At 56.4% G+C, this 19345-nt stretch carries 14 protein-coding genes; all 14 read left to right on the top strand.

Features of this window, described 5'->3' with window-relative positions:
• Positions 1-144: 144 nt before the first annotated feature.
• The 14 genes from HMPREF9163_RS07180 (at position 145) to HMPREF9163_RS07115 (ending at position 19329) form a co-directional block, all read left to right on the top strand.
• Positions 145-705 carry a TetR/AcrR family transcriptional regulator gene (locus tag HMPREF9163_RS07180; protein WP_009441080.1) on the top strand — a complete coding sequence of 187 codons (561 nt, stop codon included), beginning with the start codon at positions 145-147 and terminating at the stop codon, positions 703-705.
• A 394-nt stretch (positions 706-1099) separates the two neighbouring features.
• Complete coding sequence (locus HMPREF9163_RS07175; protein ID WP_037346599.1) at positions 1100-2254, top strand: glucose-1-phosphate adenylyltransferase; 1155 nt, start codon at positions 1100-1102, stop codon at positions 2252-2254.
• A 30-nt stretch (positions 2255-2284) separates the two neighbouring features.
• Positions 2285-3391: a glucose-1-phosphate adenylyltransferase subunit GlgD gene (gene glgD, locus HMPREF9163_RS07170; RefSeq protein WP_009441076.1), complete on the top strand. Its 1107-nt coding sequence runs from the start codon at positions 2285-2287 to the stop codon at positions 3389-3391.
• A gap of 218 nt (positions 3392-3609) precedes the next feature.
• Positions 3610-6075, top strand: a complete 2466-nt coding sequence (locus HMPREF9163_RS07165; protein WP_037346596.1) for a glycogen/starch/alpha-glucan phosphorylase — start codon at positions 3610-3612, stop codon at positions 6073-6075.
• A gap of 55 nt (positions 6076-6130) precedes the next feature.
• Positions 6131-8548 (top strand): 1,4-alpha-glucan branching protein GlgB, encoded by a 2418-nt coding sequence (gene glgB, locus HMPREF9163_RS07160; RefSeq protein ID WP_009441074.1) that lies wholly within the window; start codon positions 6131-6133, stop codon positions 8546-8548.
• A 116-nt stretch (positions 8549-8664) separates the two neighbouring features.
• Entirely contained in the window at positions 8665-10110 is a 1446-nt protein-coding gene (gene glgA / locus HMPREF9163_RS07155; protein WP_009441073.1) for a glycogen synthase GlgA, read from the top strand.
• Positions 10111-10326: 216 nt separating this feature from the next.
• A complete protein-coding gene (gene malQ, locus HMPREF9163_RS07150) occupies positions 10327-13776 on the top strand; it encodes a 4-alpha-glucanotransferase (RefSeq protein ID WP_009441072.1) in 3450 nt (1149 codons plus the stop codon).
• A gap of 112 nt (positions 13777-13888) precedes the next feature.
• Positions 13889-14587, top strand: a complete 699-nt coding sequence (locus HMPREF9163_RS07145) for a DUF2225 domain-containing protein (protein ID WP_009441071.1) — start codon at positions 13889-13891, stop codon at positions 14585-14587.
• Positions 14587-15318: a hypothetical protein gene (locus HMPREF9163_RS07140; RefSeq protein ID WP_009441070.1), complete on the top strand. Its 732-nt coding sequence runs from the start codon at positions 14587-14589 to the stop codon at positions 15316-15318. The genes HMPREF9163_RS07145 and HMPREF9163_RS07140 overlap by 1 nt, the downstream gene beginning before the upstream one ends.
• Positions 15319-15353: 35 nt before the next feature.
• Positions 15354-16958 carry a DUF4127 family protein gene (locus HMPREF9163_RS07135; protein WP_009441069.1) on the top strand — a complete coding sequence of 535 codons (1605 nt, stop codon included), beginning with the start codon at positions 15354-15356 and terminating at the stop codon, positions 16956-16958.
• Position 16959: 1 nt separating this feature from the next.
• Positions 16960-17448, top strand: coding sequence for a flavodoxin (locus tag HMPREF9163_RS07130; RefSeq protein ID WP_009441068.1), 489 nt, complete (start codon positions 16960-16962; stop codon positions 17446-17448).
• A gap of 249 nt (positions 17449-17697) precedes the next feature.
• Entirely contained in the window at positions 17698-17925 is a 228-nt protein-coding gene (locus tag HMPREF9163_RS12510; protein ID WP_157049429.1) for a hypothetical protein, read from the top strand.
• 121 nt (positions 17926-18046) lie between these two features.
• Complete coding sequence (locus HMPREF9163_RS07120) at positions 18047-18679, top strand: hypothetical protein (protein ID WP_037346590.1); 633 nt, start codon at positions 18047-18049, stop codon at positions 18677-18679.
• The gene (locus HMPREF9163_RS07115) at positions 18679-19329 is read left to right on the top strand and encodes a class I SAM-dependent methyltransferase (protein WP_037346588.1); all 651 of its coding nucleotides are present in this window, start codon (positions 18679-18681) and stop codon (positions 19327-19329) included. Before HMPREF9163_RS07120 ends, HMPREF9163_RS07115 begins: the two co-directional genes overlap by 1 nt.
• Positions 19330-19345 lie beyond the last annotated feature (16 nt).

Raw genomic sequence — 19345 nt, 5'->3', positions numbered from 1 at the left:
TCGTGCAAAAGACGAACTTGTTTCAGTTTTGAACATATAGTACAATGGAAGCAGAGAAAACGTAAGAAACAGTTCGATGGAAATGTCCGTTATCGGACAAAATACGTAATATGTTCATGTGAGTGAAATAGAAAGAGAAAGTTTATGGAGCGACGCCGCAAAAAGACGAGACAGGCAATCCTTGCCGCATTTCAAGAACTCCTCGCGCACAAGCGCTATGAAAACATCATCGTGCAGGAGATCATCGAGGCTGCCGATGTCGGGCGCAGCACGTTCTACGCGCATTTCGAGACGAAGGATATGCTCCTGCGCGCCATGTGCGAGGATATGTTTGCCCATGTGCTCGAGGATGTGACAGACGAGGGTAGTCACGATTTCTCGCATGACCCCGACAATCCGGCGATGATCGTCTCGCACATGCTCTATCATATGCAGGATCAGCAGCGGAATATCCGAGGGCTGCTGACCTGTGAGAGCAGGGACATCTTTCTCCAATACTTTCGCGACAAGCTGCGCGAGACACTCACTGCGCGTGGGCATTCACTCCTGCGCGAGCACGCACTCCCAGAGGGCTTCCTCATCAACCACATCACGGGCAGCTTCGTGCTGATGGTGGAGTGGTGGATGCAGAACGGCTGCCGTGAGTCTCCCGAGGAGATGGCGGAGATGTACGCCGCACTGATCACGCCAATTTTTCATATATAAATGAAGCACGATGAATGGAAAAATTTGAACATATGACAAATGTCTTGTCAGAAATTTTTCTTTGTAAACTTCTTGATTCCGAGGCAAACATAGGGTACAATAATGATACGATAAATATGGGGAATGACAGGTACAAAAGTCCCTCCTCATTTTATGATTAATTTGAAAAAAGACTGAAAGCACGGCAAGAACTTGCAGGAAATTCGGCTTATTTATCGAATTAGGTAAGTATCATAAAACGAATCAAGGAGGATCAATACGACAGAAATGAGCGAAATCTCATTGAAATCGGCAGGAATACGGCGAAACGGATGGGCGTACGGCGAGCCCGACCGATTTGCCATTGCATATATGTTGGGGATACCACCCGGTATCCGTGAGGGGAGAAATACCTATGAGAAAAACAGAGTGCTTGGCAATGATTCTGGCAGGCGGACAAGGCAGCCGCCTTGGTGCGCTCACGAAGCGCGTCGCAAAGCCGGCGGTTCCGTTTGGGGGGAAATACCGCATCATTGACTTCCCGCTGAGCAACTGTGTCAACTCCGGCATCGAAAAGGTCGGCGTGCTGACGCAGTATCGTCCTCTGGAGCTGAACCAGTACCTTGGCTCGGGAAGTGCATGGGATCTCGATAAGCGCGACGGCGGGCTCTTCGTTCTGCCGCCCTACGCACGCGAGAAGGGGGCGGAGTGGTATCGCGGCACGGCAGATGCGATCTACCAGAACCTCAACTTCATCGACATGGCGGATCCCGACTATGTGCTGATCCTCTCAGGTGACCATATCTATACGATGGACTATGCGTGGATGCTTGAAACGCACAAGAAGAACAAGGCGCAGGCGACGATCGGCGTCTTCGAGGTGCCGTGGGATGAGGCGCCGCGCTTTGGCATTATGAATACGGACGAGAGCGGACGGATTGTCGAGTTTGAGGAGAAACCGGCGAAGCCGAAGAGCAATCTCGCTTCCATGGGTATTTATATTTTCAATCGGGACTACCTTGCCGAGTATCTCACAGCAGACGCCAAGAGCGAGACATCGAGCCATGACTTCGGCAAGGACATCATCCCGAAGATGCTCGCCGATGAGGGGCGCCTCTACTCCTATGCCTTCAACGGCTACTGGAAGGACGTGGGCACGATCGAGAGCCTCTGGCAGGCGAACATGGATCTCCTGCAGGATGAGCCGCCGTTCGAGCTCTCGGGCAAGTGGCGCATCTACTCGTTCAACCCGTCCATGCCGCCGCAGTTCGTTGGCAAAGAGGCGAAGATCACGCGCTCGATGATCAGCGAGGGCTCCATGATCCTCGGCACGGTTGAGAACTCCGTAATCTTCCCCGGTGTGCGCGTCGGCAAGGGCGCTGTTGTGCGCAACTCGGTTCTCCTTCCGTCTGCGGTCGTTGCGGACGGCGCGCTCGTCGACTATGCGATCCTCGCACAGCGCGCCGTGATCGAGGAGGGCGCGCAGGTCATCGGTCAGGAGTCGCAGATCACGGTCATCCCCGAGGGGGAGACGGTGTCGGCTGCCTCGACTGAGCAGCGTGTCGGCTGATTCGCACACAGAGAATGGAGTGAACATACAATGAACAGCGTGATGGGTCTCATCAACCTGCAGGAGGACGGCAGTCTCATTCGGGAACTCGCCGACCGGCGTGCGGTTGAATCCATTCCCTTCGCCGGACGTTACCGCCTCATCGACTTTGCTCTCTCGAGCATGGTCAACTCCGGCGTCAACAAGGTGGGCATCATGCTCCCCGATGAACCGCGCTCCGTGCTCGACCATCTACGCTCCGGCAAAGACTGGGATCTGGCGCGTCGCCACGACGGACTCTTCTACCTGCCGGCAGCAGCGGATGATGCCCAACGCCATAAGGGCGATCTCAAGAATTTCTATCACAACCTGGACTTCATCGAGCACGCCTCCTCGCGTTACATCCTGCTGACGAACGGCAGCTTTGTCTATAACATCGACTTTGGCAAGGTGCTGCGCTTCCATCAGAATACGGGCGCGGACATCACGCTCGTCTCGCATACGACGATTGACGAGAATACGGGCAACAACATCGTGCTCGACACGGCGGAGAACGGTCTCGTTCTCGACATTGCAGAGAAACCGGTCGCCTATCAGGGCATGAAGGTGTCCATGGGCATCTACCTCATGGACAAGCGCGCGTTCGTCGAGATTGTCCGCCATGCCTATGAGCGCGGGGGGCTCGACTTCATGCTCGATGGTATCATCCGTCGCGCAGGTGACTATACGATGTTCGCCTACGAGCATGATGGCTACATGGCACATGTGGACTCTATGTCGACCTACTATCGGGCGAATATGGAGATCCTCGATCCCAAGGTTTGGCAGGATCTCTTCATGGGCGAGCGTCCCGTCTACACGAAGATCAAGGACGGTGTGCCCGTGCAGTACAAAGAGACCGCCAAGGTCACGAATTCTCTCATCGCGAACGGCTGCATCGTGCGCGGTGAGGTGGAGAACAGCATCCTGTTCCGCGGGGTAAAGGTGGGCAAGGATGTGAAGATCCGCAATTCGATCATCATGCAGAAATGTGACATTCAGGATGGCGCGCTCGTAGAGAATGTCATCTGCGACAAGAACGTCGTGATTACGGCGGAGAAGTGGCTGAAGGGAGCCGCCGAATACCCGCTCGTGATTAAGAAGAATATCACAATTTAAAGAAGAGCTTGTTTTGCCGTTAGCGGTTCCTGCCCCGCTCCGACAGTCGGAACGGGAGGGGCTATAACGGCTTCTTGTTTCTAGGAATCGCTGATAAAATGAAGTCCTGTCAGATTACTGCCGGAGTTATCAGCGCTTCATACTTCTTATGGGGATTCCTGCCGTGTGCAGGAAAGGAATGTCGGGGGAAACAAGAGCATGGAAAAGGAGTGGACGATTTGGCACAGAAGGATCAGGTCAACCGACCGACGGGGAAGGCTCTCGAGACGATGAAGAAAATCTTGAAGAGTCGCTTCATCACAACCGCGCATGTTATGTTTGGCCGCGAGGTAGAAGAACTGACGGAGGTCGAGATCTACAAGACGATCGCGGCAACCGCCAAACAGTCCATCTCGGATAATTGGATCAAGACGAATAAGCAGTACGGGGAGCGCAAGGAGAAGCAGATCTACTATTTCTCCATCGAATTCCTGCTTGGGCGTCTGCTGAAATCCAACCTTATCAACCTCGGCATCGAGGAGGCGCTGAAGGATGTCCTCAAGGATTTCAAGCTGAACCTCTCGGATGCCTATGAGGCGGAGCCGGATGCAGGCCTCGGCAACGGCGGCCTCGGCCGCCTTGCGGCGTGCTTCATCGACTCGCTCGCAGCGCATCGTCTGCCGGGGCACGGCTGTACGATTCGTTACCAGTACGGACTCTTCGAGCAGAAGATTGTCGGCGGCAACCAGGTCGAGATTCCCGACAACTGGCTGCGTGATGGCTTTGCATGGGAGTATCGTAAGCCGGATAAGTCTGTCGATGTCAAATTCGGCGGCAACGCCTATATGCGTGACATGGGTGACGGCAAGCTCGAGCTTGTCCACGAGAACCCTATGATCGTCATGGCAGTGCCGTACGATATGCCGATTGTCGGCTACCACAACGCGACGGTCAACACGTTGCGTATGTGGAATGCGGAGGTTAACCGCGACTTCTCCGACTATGGCATGCTGACACAGGAGCAGATTCAGCAGCGCAACGACTACCGCAGCTTTGTCGAGTCCATCACGCGCTATCTCTATCCCGATGACAGTACATTCGAGGGGCGCCGCATGCGCCTCATTCAGGAGTACTTCTTCGTCTCCGCCGGCGTGCAGAGTATCGTCCGTCACTACAAGAAGACGGGGATGAGCATCTACGATTTCGGCAAGAAGATCGGCATCCACATCAACGACACCCATCCTGCGCTCTGCGTGGCAGAACTCATGCGTGTTCTCGTTGATGATGAGGGGCTGACGTGGGAGGATGCGTGGGCGATCACGCGCGACACGATTGCATATACGAACCACACAATCATGCCCGAGGCGCTTGAGACATGGGGCGTGGATATGTTCCGCCCACTGCTCCCGCGCATCTACATGATTATCGACGAGATCAACCGCCGTCATGTCGAGGAGGTGCGCCGTCGCTATCCGAACAATGAGGACAAGGTGCGTGCGCTCTCCATCATCCAGGACGGCGTCATCCACATGGCACGTCTCTCCATCGTTGGCGGGCACAGCGTCAACGGCGTCGCGAAGATCCATACGGGCATCCTGAAATCCACGACGCTGAAAGACTTCTACGACTATACGCCGCGCAAGTTCAACAACAAGACGAACGGCATCACGCATCGCCGTTGGCTCATGGGGGCGAATCCCGAGCTTGCCGCACTGATCGACGATACACTCGGCAGCCATGAGTGGCATCGCCATCCCGAGAAGATGGACGGACTGCACGACCATGTTGCGGATAAGAACTTCCGCGAGCAACTCATGAAGATCAAGCATCTGCGTCGTGAGGGGCTTGCACGCTACATCGAGCAGCACAACGGGGTGAAGCTGAACCCGGACTCCATGTTCGACATCCAGGTCAAGCGCATTCACTCCTATAAGCGGCAGCTGATGAACATTCTGCACATCATGTACCGCTACCACCGTGCACTCAGCGAGCCGGGCTTCCTGACGCAGCCCGTGACCTATTTCTTCGGCGGTAAGGCAGCGCCTGGTTACTATATTGCAAAGGAGACGATCCGCCTCATCAACGTGGTTGCAGATTGCATCAACAAGGACAAGCGTGTCAACGATTTCATGAAGGTCATCTTCATCGAGAACTTCGGCGTATCGATCGGCGAGCTGGTCTATCCTGCAGCGGATGTCAGCGAACAGATCTCCACGGCGTCGAAGGAGGCATCGGGCACGGGCAACATGAAGTTCATGATGAACGGCGCGATTACGCTCGGCACGCTTGACGGCGCGAACGTCGAGATCCGCGATGCGGTGGGCAATGAGCACTGCGTCATCTTCGGACTCAAGGCGGAGGAGGTCATGAACTACTACGCGACGGGCGCCTACTCGGCGTGGGATGAATACCACACGAACGAGAAGGTACGCACGGTGATGAACCAGCTCGTCGACGGCACCTATGGGGATTTCCGTTCGCTGTATGACTATCTCCTGCATGCGAACGATGAATTCTTTATACTCAAGGATTTCAATGCGTATGACAACGCGCGCATTGAGGTCATGCGGCGGTTCAAGGACAAGGACGGCTGGGCACGCACGGCGGCAATGAACGTCGCGCACTCCGGCGGATTCTCGTCCGACCGCACGATTGACGAGTATGCACGGGAGATCTGGGACATCCATCCCGTCATTATCTCGTAGACAGACAGGGGGCGGAGCACTCCGCACCCTCTAGGAAAATACAGGAGGGGATCGTATGAAGACATCTGCACTCAGTGAGTTTGATCTGTACCTCTTTCATCAGGGCACCAATTATCACGCGCAGGAAATGCTTGGCGCACATTTCGTCGAGCAGGACGGCAAAAAGGGCGTCCGATTTACGGTATGGGCGCCGAATGCGAAGGCAGTCAGCGTCGTGGGTGAGTTCAACGACTGGAATGTGTTCATCCATCCGATGAACCGCATCGACGACGGTGAGATCTGGGAGGTCTTTGTCGAGGGGATCGGCGAGGGCGAGATCTACAAGTACGCCATCGAGCCGCAGTGGGGCGGTCCCCGTATCATGAAGGCAGATCCCTATGGCTTCTACGCGGAGAAAAAGCCGCAGACAGCATCGCGCACCTATGACATGAACCACTATGAGTGGAAGGATGAGGCGTGGCAGAAGCGCAAGGAGCAGGAGTCCTCGTATGAGCGTCCCATGCTCACCTATGAGGTGCATGCGGGCTCATGGCGCCGCACGCTTGAGGGCGAGTACCTCTCCTATCGGGAGATGGCGGATCAGCTCATCGGCTACGTCAAGGACATGAACTACACGCACATCGAGTTCATGCCCCTCTGCGAGCACCCCTATGACGGCTCGTGGGGCTATCAGGCGACTGGCTATTTCGCCGTGACAAGCCGCTACGGCACGCCGGACGATTTCCGTTACCTTGTCGATACTGCGCATCAGAACGGCATCGGCATCATCATGGACTGGGTACCGGGGCATTTCTGCAAGGATGAGCAGGGGCTGCGTCATTTCGACGGCAAGAACCTCTATGAGTCCGACAATGAGACGCGCGCAGAGAACTGGGAGTGGGGCACCACGAACTTTGACTACGGGCGCACGGAGGTGCAGAGTTTCCTCATCTCGAACGCGCTCTTCTGGTTCGAGGAGTTCCACATCGACGGTCTGCGCATCGATGCGGTTGCGAATATGCTCTACCTCAACTACGGGCGCAAGGACGGCGAGTGGCAGCCGAACAAGTACGGCGACACGGGCAACCTTGAGGCGATGGACTTCCTAAAGAAGCTCAATGAAACGATCTTCAAGTACCATCCGCACGCGCTCATGATCGCGGAGGAGTCTACCTCGTGGCCGCTGATCTCGAAGCCTGTCTACATGGGCGGCATGGGCTTCAACTACAAGTGGAACATGGGCTGGATGAACGACATGCTCTCCTATGTGAGCCTTGACCCGATCTACCGCAAGTGGAATCAAGACAAGATCACGTTCTCCCTCATGTATGCGTTCTCCGAGAATTTCGTCTTGCCGCTCTCGCATGACGAGGTTGTGCACGGCAAGTGCTCGCTCATCAGCAAGATGCCGGGGGACTACTGGCAGAAATTTGCGGGTCTCAGAGGGTTCTTTGGCTACTGGATGGCGCATCCGGGCAAGAAGCTGCTCTTCATGGGCGGGGAGTTCGGACATTTCATCGAGTGGAACTTTGACGACAGCATGGACTGGCACCTCGTCGAGCAGTATCCGATGCACACGAAGATGCTCGCATACTCGAAGGCGCTCAATAAATTCTACGTCGACAACAAGGCACTCTGGCAGGTGGACTTCGATTGGAACGGCTTCCAGTGGATCGACTGCAATGACAGCGAGAACAGCATCATTGCGCTCGTCCGCCGCGCTGAGGATCGCAATGACTTCATCGTCTGCGTGCACAACTTTACGCCTGAGGTGCGCCACGGTTACCGCATCGGCGTTCCGACGAAGGGAACGTACGTCGAGGTGTTCAACTCCGACGAGGAGCAGTACGGCGGTAGCGGCGTGCTCAACACGGGCGATATTGTGAGCGAGGACTATGCGTTCCACGGGCGTGAACAGTCCGTCGTCATCACAGTGCCACCGCTGGCGACGACATTCTATCGCCTGAAGCGCCAGAGCGGGGCGGGCACACCCGTCAACGAGGTCTCCGAGACAGTGGATGCTGTAGCAAAAAAAAAAGCTGTAACTTCTAAAACGAGTGCTGCCGCCGCGAAGAAGGCAGATGCGGCGTCAAAGAAGGCCACGCCGAAGAAGCGGACGGCGACCAAGGCCTCTGTGGAAAAGGACGATGTGAAGCCAGCGGCAAAGAAGACGTCGCGGACAAGCACGGCTGCAAAGAAAGAGACAGAGGAAAAGCCAGCAAAGAAGACGACGGCGAAGAAGACGACCAAGACGACTGCGAAGGAGTCTGCGGCGGCTGAAAAGCCTGTGAAAAAGGCGGTGCCGAAGAAGTCGACGAAGGCAAAGACCTCGGCGGAAGCTTCCGCCGAGGAAAAGACGGCGAAAACGGCTGCAAAGAGCACGGCAAAGACAACGAAGTCGACGGCAATGACGGCAACGAAGAAGAAGCCCATGCGCAAGGCTTCCTTGGAGGTCGAGGAGAAGCCAAAGAAAACGCGTGCAGCAAAGTCGTAAGAAATAAAGGTGCTGCGCGTATGGAATAGGAGAATGACGAGAGCTGAGACACAGTATGATAGGCTCATGGGTCGGATGATTACGGCACCGACCGTGAGGTAAAGGAGGATATTGGGATGAAGGTACTTTATGTAGCATCGGAGGCAGTTCCATTTGTCAAGACCGGCGGTCTTGCGGATGTGGCGGGCTCGCTCCCTGCCGCACTCGTTCGGGACGGAGTGGACTGCCGCGTCATTCTGCCGAAGTACGGCGCGATTGCCGACGAGATTCGCAGCTCCATGGAGCATATCTATGACGGGGTTCTGAACGTCGCGTGGCGTGACAAGTTCGTCGGCATTGATAAGTATGTACTGGACGGCGTGACCTACTATTTTGTGGACAATGAGGAGTATTTCAATCGCGAGGGATTCTACGGGTATCCCGACGATGCGGAGCGCTTCTCGTTCTTCAGCCGCGCTGTGCTCAATCTCCTGCCTGCTCTCGATTTCTGGCCGGACATCATTCACTCGAATGACTGGCACGCTGCGCTTGTCAACGTGTTCCTCAAGCTGGAACATATGGACGACGCGCGCTATGCGGGGATCAAGACGCTCTTCACCATCCACAATCTGAAGTATCAGGGCATTTTCCCGAAGGATGTCATGACGGACGTGCTCGGGCTTGACTGGCAGTATTTCAACAACGGCGACTTCGAGTTCTTCGATGCGGTCAACTTTATGAAAGCTGGTATCGTCTATGCCGACTACGTGTCGACCGTCAGCAAGACCTACGCCGAGGAGATCCAGTACGACTACTACGGCGAGCATCTCGAAGGACTCCTGCGCAAGCGCCGCGAGGAACTCTTCGGCATCGTGAACGGCATCGACTACGATGTCTACAATCCGCAGACGGACAAGAACCTCTACGTGAACTATGACATCAAGAAGGCCGTTGAGGGCAAGAGCGACAACAAGGTGCATCTGCAGCGCGATCTCGGGCTCTCTGAGAACCGCCGCACGCCGATGGTCGCGATGATCACCCGCCTTGTGGCGAACAAGGGGCTCGATCTCGTCGTGCGCGTCTTGGACGAGATACTCCAGCATGAGAACATCCAGTTTGTCCTGCTCGGCACGGGCGACCGCGGCTATGAGGACTGGTTCAAGGAACTCGCGTGGCGCTACCCGAACAAGGTGTCGATCAACATTCGTTTCTCGAACGAGCTTGCACAGCGCATCTATGCGGCATCGGATATCTTCCTCATGCCGTCGATGTTCGAGCCGTGCGGTCTCGGGCAACTCATCGCCATGCGCTACGGCACCATTCCCGTCGTGCGTGAGACGGGCGGACTGAAGGATACGGTCGTGCAGTTCGATCGCTCGGACGTGGACAAGGGCAACGGCTTCCTGTTCTACGAATACAATGCCCATGAGATGATGTATGCCCTCAAGCGTGCGCTTGCCGCCTATGGCAATCTGCGCGAGTGGCGTCAGCTCGTCTTTACGGCAATGCACAGCGACTTTAGCTGGAAGCGCTCGGCGAAGGAGTACGAAAAGCTCTATGAGCGCCTCCTGCTCGAAAACTGAGCTGCTTCGCGAGAAATCCGATTTGTGCGTGAGTTGACCTTATTTGAGGTTTCTACGACGCACCCCCTATGAAACCGCTGGTGAATTGGTTCAAATAAGAACATTTGATTCGCCGGTGGTTTCTGTGCGTTTTGTTTTAGGAATCACCGGTAATAATGAAGTCCATCAGATTGGTGCAGAATTTATCAGTGATCCGTTAGGAAAGGAGAGGGTGCTATGCTGGAATCTTATCAAGTGGAGCACAACTCGCAGAATATATACTACCGCTCCATTGTCGGGGCGGCGGAGGCGGGGAGTCGTCTGCGTCTTGGCATCCGCATTCGTACCTACGAGCCCATACAGCAGGTGCTTGTGCGCCTGTGGCAGGATCAGACGGGGGAGCGTCTGATTCCGCTTGAGACGAGAGACACGCAGGGAGAGCAAAAATTTTATACCGCGTGGTTCAACCTCCCGGACTATGGCTGTCTCGTCTGGTATTACTTCATCATCACGATGGAGAGCGGTACCTATTTCTACGGAAACAATGCGGAGATGCTGGGCGGTGTCGGCGCACTCTGGGCAGAGGCACCGGCGTCCTATCAGATTACGATCTACAACAAAGGGGCGCGCACGCCCGACTGGTTCAAGAACGCCGTCATGTATCAGATCTTCCCCGATCGCTTTGCGCGTGCGGGGGATACGATCGTGAAGAAGAAGGGCGCAGTCATCCGTACGGACTGGACGGACGATCCCATGTATCTCAAGGATCCGGACACGAAGGAGATCATCGCCTATGACTTCTTCGGCGGGAATCTGCGCGGTGTCATGGAGAAGCTGGACTATCTGAAGGATCTCGGCATCTCCTGTATCTACTTCAACCCCGTCTTTGAGTCCGAGAGCAACCATCACTATGACACGGGGGACTATCACAAGATCGACCCCCTACTGGGCGACATCGAGGACTTTCGTGCGCTCGTCACAGCAGCGGAGCAGCGCGGTATCCGCATCATCTTGGACGGTGTGTTCAGCCATACGGGCAGCAACAGCATCTACTTCAACCGTCAGCAGCAATACGGATCGCTCGGTGCATACCAGTCGAAGGAATCGCCGTACTACTCGTGGTATCACTTCCGCAACTACCCAAACGAGTACGACTGCTGGTGGGACTTCGACACGCTCCCGAACGTCAACGAGACCGACCCTGCCTATATGGACTTCGTTATCACGGGCAAGGACAGTGTGCTCCATCACTGGATGAACGAGGGCATAGCGGGCTGGCGTCTCGACGTGATCGATGAGCTGCCGCCGACCTTCTCCAAGACGTTCTTCGCGGAGCTGAAAAAGCGCAATCCTGATGCCGTCATGATCGGCGAGGTCTGGGAGGATGCCTCGAACAAGGTCGCGTACGGCACACCGCGCGAATACCTCTCGGGCAACGAGATGGATTCTGCGATGAACTATCCGCTGCGCACCATCATGCTCGACTTCCTCACGGGGGCATCGGACGGGCAGCAGACCGCGCGACGCCTTGCGAGCCAGATCGAGAACTACCCGAAGGAAAATCTCTATGCGATGATGAACCTCATCGGCAGTCATGATGTGCAGCGTGCGATCACCATCCTCGCGGGCGTGCCCTACTACGAGGGGATGCCCGCCATCGAGCAGTCGCGCGTGCGCATGACGCCGGAGCAGTTCGACCTCGGCTCGCGCCGACTCCTCATGGCGACACTCTGGCAGATGACCTATCCCGGTGTGCCGAGCGTCTACTACGGCGACGAGATCGGAATGCAGGGGTTCAAAGACCCGTTCAACCGCCGCCCCTACGATTGGGAGCACGGCAACAAGGAGATTCGCGGCTGGTTCGAGCGGTTCATCGCCGTCCGTAACGAGAACGATGCCCTGCGCACGGGGGATATCCTGCCGCTCTACGGTGCGGGTGATGTCATCGCATACGCGCGCACGATCCGTTCGGGCTACGATGTATTCAATCAAGAAAAGGAAGACGGCGTATTTATCGCCGCATTCAACCGCAGCCTGACGGAGACGCTGACAATCGACGTTGATGTGAGCGACTTTGCCTGCGGCACATTCGAGGACGCATTCAAGCCCTCGCGCACCTATGAGGTGGAGCGCGGGCGGCTGCGCATCAAGATTCCGCCGCTCTTCGGACTGCTCCTGCGCGAGCGCAAAGAGCCGCGCCGCTACGAGCGCAAGGCGGGTGTACTCCTGCATCCGACGTCGCTGCCGTCGAAATACGGCGTGGGCGACTTCGGCAAGGAGGCGTACCGTTTCCTCGACTTCCTCGACGAGGCGGGGCAGAAGATTTGGCAGATCCTGCCGCTCAGTCCGGTCGGACATGGCTACTCGCCCTATCAGTCCATCTCCGCGTTCGCGGGCAATATCATGATGATCGACCCCGAGGATCTTGCCGCGCGCGGCTGGCTCAGCGAGAAAGACCTTTTCCTGCCGTATGAGGCGAACACGGCGTTCATCGATTTCGAGCGCGTCAAGCAGTTCAAGAAAGAACTGCTCGAAAAGGCGTTCCGCTCATTCCGCAAGACGAGTGCAAAGGACAAGGAGTTCAAGGCATTCTGTGAGAAAGAGGCGTATTGGCTCGACGACTACGCGCTCTTTCATGCGGCAAAGAAGGAATACGGGCGTTGCGCATGGACGGACTGGCCGGCGGAGATCAAACACCGTGAGCCCGCAGCCCTGAAAGCTCTTGCCGAGCGGCAGAAGGATGAGGTGGAGCTGGATCGTTTCAAGCAGTACATCTTCCATCTCCAGTGGAACCGCCTGCACGACTACGCGAAGAAGAAGAACATCGAGATCCTCGGCGACATGCCGATCTTCGTTGCGCAGGACAGCGCGGACGCGTGGGCACATCAGCAGCTCTTTGACCTGAACGAGGATGGCACGCCGCGTACCGTCGCGGGCGTACCGCCCGACTACTTTGCAGCGAACGGGCAGCTCTGGGGCAACCCGCAGTATAACTGGGATGCCATGAAGGCGGAGAACTACGCATGGTGGAAGAACCGCTTCCGGAAGTTGCACGAGCAGGTCGACATCATCCGCATCGACCACTTCCGCGCGTTTGAGGCGTACTGGTCGGTGGATGGCAAGGCGGAGACCGCAATCAACGGGCGATGGATCAAAGGGCCGGGCAAGGCGTTCTTCGATGAGATCGAGCGCGAACTCGGTGAGCTGAACATTGTCGCCGAGGATCTCGGCATCATCACGAGCGAGGTCGAGCGGCTGCGCGACGACTGCGGCTTCCCTGGCATGAAGATCGTTCACTTCATGCTCGAACCGAACGAGTCGGGGCGCGTCGGCTTCGTCACCCCGGAGAACAGCATCGTCTACACGGGGACGCACGACAACAACACCACCGTTGGCTGGTACACGCGCGATATCGACGAAGTGCTGCGCGAGACGCTCGCAAATCTGATGGGTACGACCTCGGATCGGCCGAAGACCATCTGCAAGCGCCTCATCAAGGCGGCGTACGCCTCGCGTGCGCGCATGGCGATCATCCCCATGCAGGATCTCCTCGCACTCGATGAGCGCGCCCGCATGAATACACCGGGCACCGTCGGCATCAACTGGCGCTGGAGCCTCAAGAAGGACTACCTCCTCGAACTCGACCCGAAAAAACTGAAAGCACTCTGCGTGCGTTATCATCGGTGAGCTTCGTAGGACGCAGTACGATCCCCTTTGCATTTCGGTGCGAAGGGGATTCTTTCTTTTTTCCCCATTTTATGGTATGCTAAAATAGATTTTCTGATAGGGAGGAAGAATCATGGCAGAGTACACATATACGGTTGAGAAACCGTGTCCAGTCTGTGGGGAAAAGACACATGCGACGAAGCTGAAGGCGCGTCTCATCACGCTGGGAACGGATGAGGATTTCTGCGTGCACTACGAGGGTGTGAATCCCTATCGCTATCGTGTCTGGCAGTGTGAGCACTGCGGCTTTGCCGCCGACGAGAAGCAGTTCACGGAGGAGCCGCTGAGTCCGCGTGACAAGGCGAAGATTCAAGAGCTCCTTGAGGGGCGCAAGATCAATCTGCCGTACAAGGAAGAGCGCACGGTGGAGGATGCGATCCGCGCCTACAAGCTCGGCATTTACTTTGCTGAGCGTCTCGGTTGGACGCTGCAAAAGCAGGCGGGCTACTGCATGGGCATGGCATGGGTCTACCGCGACACGGACGAGAGGGACAAGGAGGATGAGATGCTGCGCCGTGCCGCCGAGCTCTATGAGAAGTCGGTGATGACGGAACACTATCCGATCCATGGAATGAGCGACAGCATGGCACTCTATATTGCTGGCGCAGCGTATTACCGTCTGGGCTACTATGAGAAGGCGACGCAGATGCTCTCGCAGATCATGGGTGATCAGGAGGTACGCAAAAACGATGTGAAACTCTTCGAGCGCACACAGAGTCTCTGGCTCGAGCTGCGCGAGAAGAAGGCGGAAGCGGAGAAGGCAAAAAGTTAATGGTCATTGACATTCCTGCAAATTTTATCGAACAAGTGAAGAATATCGACTGGAGCGGTGTGCGCGAGGCGGTGAAAGACTACGGCCCCGTGCTCACAGTTCTGCGCGATACATGGGATCGTGAGACGCTGGCACAGATCGCCGACGGGCATCTCTTCGTGCGCGACGCCACGTTGAACGAGGCGATTGCAAAGAACATCGGGACGGAGGGAACGGTGCGCGGCATCGAGCTGCACTCGCATGCAGACGGCCGTCTCGATCTCATCTGCACGACATCGAAGAAGTATAAAAAAATCGAGCTGTCGGGCACAATCGAGGAGTTCGTTCACGATGGGGACAAGTCCTATGCGGTCTATCGCGTACGGAAGAAGAATATCCCCGATCACGGCTTCGTGTCGTGGGTGTTTTCGCGCGTCTCACTGTCGCTGGCGGAGCGCATGATGGGGCGTTTCGATGTGTCCGACACCCTGCCTGTGGAGATTCGCGGGAATAAGGTATACGTGGACTTTCACGAGGTGCTTGCCGCATCGAAGCTCGGACAGACGACGTTCCAGGGGCATAAGCTGACAGATATGATCGAGATTGAGGGCGCCTCGGTGCAGGAGGGCGGCATCATGTTTGACACGAAGCTGAATGTGCCCGATGATGTCAAGAATGCACTGCGGGCAATTGTTCGGGAAAGAGGCTCCGCTGCTGCAGGGGACGGCGCGGAAGAAGGAGGAGAACATTGACGAGATTTTCTTTGATTCGTACACTTTGTATTGCAATGCTGGCGCTGTTTCTTGTGCCGCAAGCAGTTGATGCGGCAAAGAGGGAGCCGATCACAGATAAGATTGTTTTCGTTCCGCATGACAGTCGTCCGATCTCGAGCAAGCAGACGGCGGACGTTGTGCAGCGTGTGGGATACGAGATCGTTGTTCCGCCGACAGAGCTGCTCGGGAACCGCGAGGACTGGGGACATCCGGACGAGCTCTGGACGTGGCTGGACGCAGCGCTCGCACAGCCGGGGGTAAAGGCTGCGGTCATCTCCTCGGATGCGATGATCTACGGCAGTCTTGTCGGCTCACGCAAGCACTCCTACACGCGCGATCAGATTCTCGCGCGTGCGGCGCGTTTCGAGGAGCTGCAGCGCGCTCATCCAAAGACACCGCTCTATGTGTTCGGCTCCATCATGCGGACACCGCGCTCGGGTGAGGCGTCGGGTCACGAGGAGCCGGAATACTACCGCCGCTATGGGGCGGACATCTTCCGCTATACCCTCTTGCGAGACAAGGAGGAGGTCGAAGGACTGACGCGCCGTGAGCGCAAGGAGTATGACTTTCTCGGACGTCTGATCCCAAAGGAGGCGCTTGCCGACTGGCTGGGGCGCCGCGAGAAAAACTATGCAGTCAACGAATACCTGATTGAACTCATGAAGCGGCACGATACATTCCGCTATCTGACCCTTGGGCGTGATGACAACGCACCGTTCTCGCAGACGCATCTCGAGAGCCGTCATCTGACGGAGACGGGTGCGAGTCTCGGCAAGACGCGCTTCCAGACGATGGCGGGCATCGATGAGATCGCGCTGCTCATGCTGACGCGCGCAGTGAACGAGCAGAAGCATGAGATACCCTTTGTCTTTGCACGCTACAACTGGGGGCGCGGCGCGGATACCGTGCCGGCGTACTCGGATGAGAAGATCAGCACCTCAATCTCGGATGCCGTACTCGCGGCGGGTGGCATGATGGTGCGCACGCCGGAGAAGGCGGATGTCGTGCTCACGGTGAATACGAATCCGGACGGGAGTACGTACGAGGCAAATGCCGTGATCAATGACGGCACGCCGCACGAGGGAACGGCATATTTTGCTGATCTCGTGTCGGACTATGTGGCAAAGGGCTATCCCGTCGCCGTTGCAGACATTGCATTTGCGAACGGTTCGGACAATGCGCTGATGGCGGAGCTGCAGAAGCGAGGACTCCTCTACAAGATTCACGTCTATGCGGGCTGGAACACACCGACGAACAGCTCGGGCTTTGCCCTCGGCGAAGGCATGCTCGTCCGACATATGGATGCGGATTCGGTCGATCATCTGCTGACGACACGCTATCTTGATGACTGGGCTTATCAGGCGAATGTGCGCAATACGATTGCGCGCCAGCTCACATGGCTGCGCGGGGATGGGTTCTACGGCAGCCTCGGAACGAAGATGGATGCGGTCTCCATGCGTTCGACGCGCATGATGAATCGCTTCATCGAGGAGAATCTGCCGCCGATTGCCGAGATCAATACGGTCACGGTGACATTCCCGTGGAACCGCATGTTTGAGTCGGACATCCTGCCGGAGGATACAGGCTTTGCGCAAGAGTATCTTGCAAGGAGGAAATAATATGCACGGGAAAATGCTGATTGCCTACTTCTCGGCATCCCCTTCGCGGCGGACGGCAACGGTGGCGCATAAGATTGCCGATGTGATTGGCGCCGATCTCCATGAGATCACGCCCGTCGTTCCGTATACGCAGGACGATCTCAACTGGAACGATCACAGCAGCCGATCGAGTGTGGAGATGCGTGACCCGAACAGCCGCCCCGAGATTGCAGGAGAGCCGCTTGATCTCGCGCCGTACGGTGTCATCTTCATCGGCTTCCCGATCTGGTGGTATAAGGCACCGCACATCATCAACACCTTCCTCGAGAGCTACGATCTGACGGGCAAGACAATTGTGCCGTTTGCGACCTCGGGCGGCAGTGCGATGGGACAGACGGTGGTGTATCTGCGCCCCTCGGCAGAGGGGGCTCTGGTGAAGGAAGGCCGCCGCTTCGAGATGGGTGAGACACCGATGGCGATCAACTCGTGGATCGCGGCGATTGGGATCTGATGCGATACTAAAAAATACGGCTGAGGTCAGCCGTATTTTTTAGTATGAGACCGTCCTTATATTGGGATGAGAATGCTGTCCTGAGATCGGATGATGTATTATGCCGAGCAAAGATTTTTGGATTATCACTGTACTCACGGTTATCATGAACGGCATGGGGGTTGCTGCGTATATCAGGCATCGGAAGATAGGAACACCTCGCCTGCGGAAAGCAGATCTGAAATATGGTCTCCTTGGGTGGATTCCCGTATGGACGATGGCATGGCTGTTTTCGGTTACAGGTTCCCGTGTACTCGCTATTGTATTTTTGTATACGATAAGTTTTTCCTGTTGCCTATTTCCACGCTATGCGAAAATCTTTATGGAGGAGCTGCCGAAGATTCCGGAACTCAGAGATCAGGAGAACTATTTATGGCGGATAAAGGACGCCGCAGAGTCGCCTTTGTTTTGGAGATTTTTTTCACTGGTGTTTTTTAGCATGGGGACGATCGTTCTGTATGAAATATGGACAGGGGTACGATGATGGAAATGTATTAAGGAATCGCTGATAGAACATGGATCTTTGTGCGATAGAATATAATAGAGGAGTGATAAATAGGTGATTTCATCAAAAGTTCGATTCCCCGTGATCTTCGTGGGGATCTTTACGGCTGCGATTCTCGTTGCGCTCTACGTTGCGACAATTGGCCGCATGGAGCGCGCGGATGCGGCGGAGAGCATCAAGCTATACTGCAATGCGTTCGTGCGGCAGGACGAGGCGGCGCAGAAGCAGCTCATGTCCTATGGCGCGCCGACGGATTCGTTCAATATGAAGGCGGCATTCTCGAACGCGCTTCAGACCTCTGGCGCGATGCTGTCCTCCGAGGAGGCGTCCGAGATCGCTGATGCCTATATGGAGTCGCTGCGCAATGCGACGGTGGAGACGATGGTGTCAGAGCAGGGAAATGGGGTGGCGACCGTTGAGGTGACGGTGACGCGGTTCAATATGATTGCGGCACGCGAAAAGGCATCCTCTCTGCTGCGTCAGCGCATGAAGCTTGACGGTACGCCTGAGGAGCTGCGCAAGACGGCGGTGGAGGCAACGGCGGAGGCATATCGTGAGCTCGAGCCTGTGGGCACGGTGACGTTCTATGTGCCCGTGCGCTACAATGAGGAAACGCGCATCTGGGATCCCGCCGATCCCGTGCAGTTTGGATTTGATCTGTCGAAGCAGACAATGGGGGTGGAATGATGGCACAGGAAGATTGGCGCGATACAGACCGCATGACGGCGGAGGGCAATCCGCGCCGTCCCGAAGGGGAGGCAGGGCGCGCGATGCTCGCGCGGATGAATGAGAGTCATGCACGTCTCGTCGATTGGGGCCTCTCACACATCGCGCTCCATGCGGGGGATACTGTCCTTGACATTGGCTGCGGCGGCGGCAACACGCTCGCGCGAATGGCAGAGCGTGTGACGGAGGGACATCTCGTCGGCATCGACTACGCCGAGACCTCCGTGGAAGCATCGCGTGCGTTCAACGCCGCGCTCATCGCGGCGGGACGCATGGAGATCCTGCACGGCTCGGTGGAAAACCTCCCGTTTGTGGACGGACACTTCGATGCGGTGGTAACGGTGGAGAGCTTCTACTTCTGGCCGAATCCCGAGGAGTGTCTGAAAGAGGTCGCGCGGGTTGTAAAGAAGGGGGGGACGTTCCTCCTGCTTGCAGAGATCTATGGGCGTGACGATCTGCCCGATAGCATCCGCGAGAAGATCGTGGGCTATGCGCTGACGAATCCGACACCCGACGAGTTCGAGCGGCTCTTCCGCGCGGCGGGCTTTTCTACGGTGGAGACGTATTTCAAAGACGGGGAATACTGGATTGCCGTGCGCGGCGTGCACTGACAAAAAAAAAGACTGC

The organism is Selenomonas sp. oral taxon 138 str. F0429 (assembly GCF_000318175.2).
GTDB classification, from domain to species: Bacteria; Bacillota; Negativicutes; order Selenomonadales; family Selenomonadaceae; genus Centipeda; species Centipeda timonae.
Note: the sequence above shows the minus strand (reverse complement) of the source record. Positions and strands in the feature narration are given on the sequence as shown.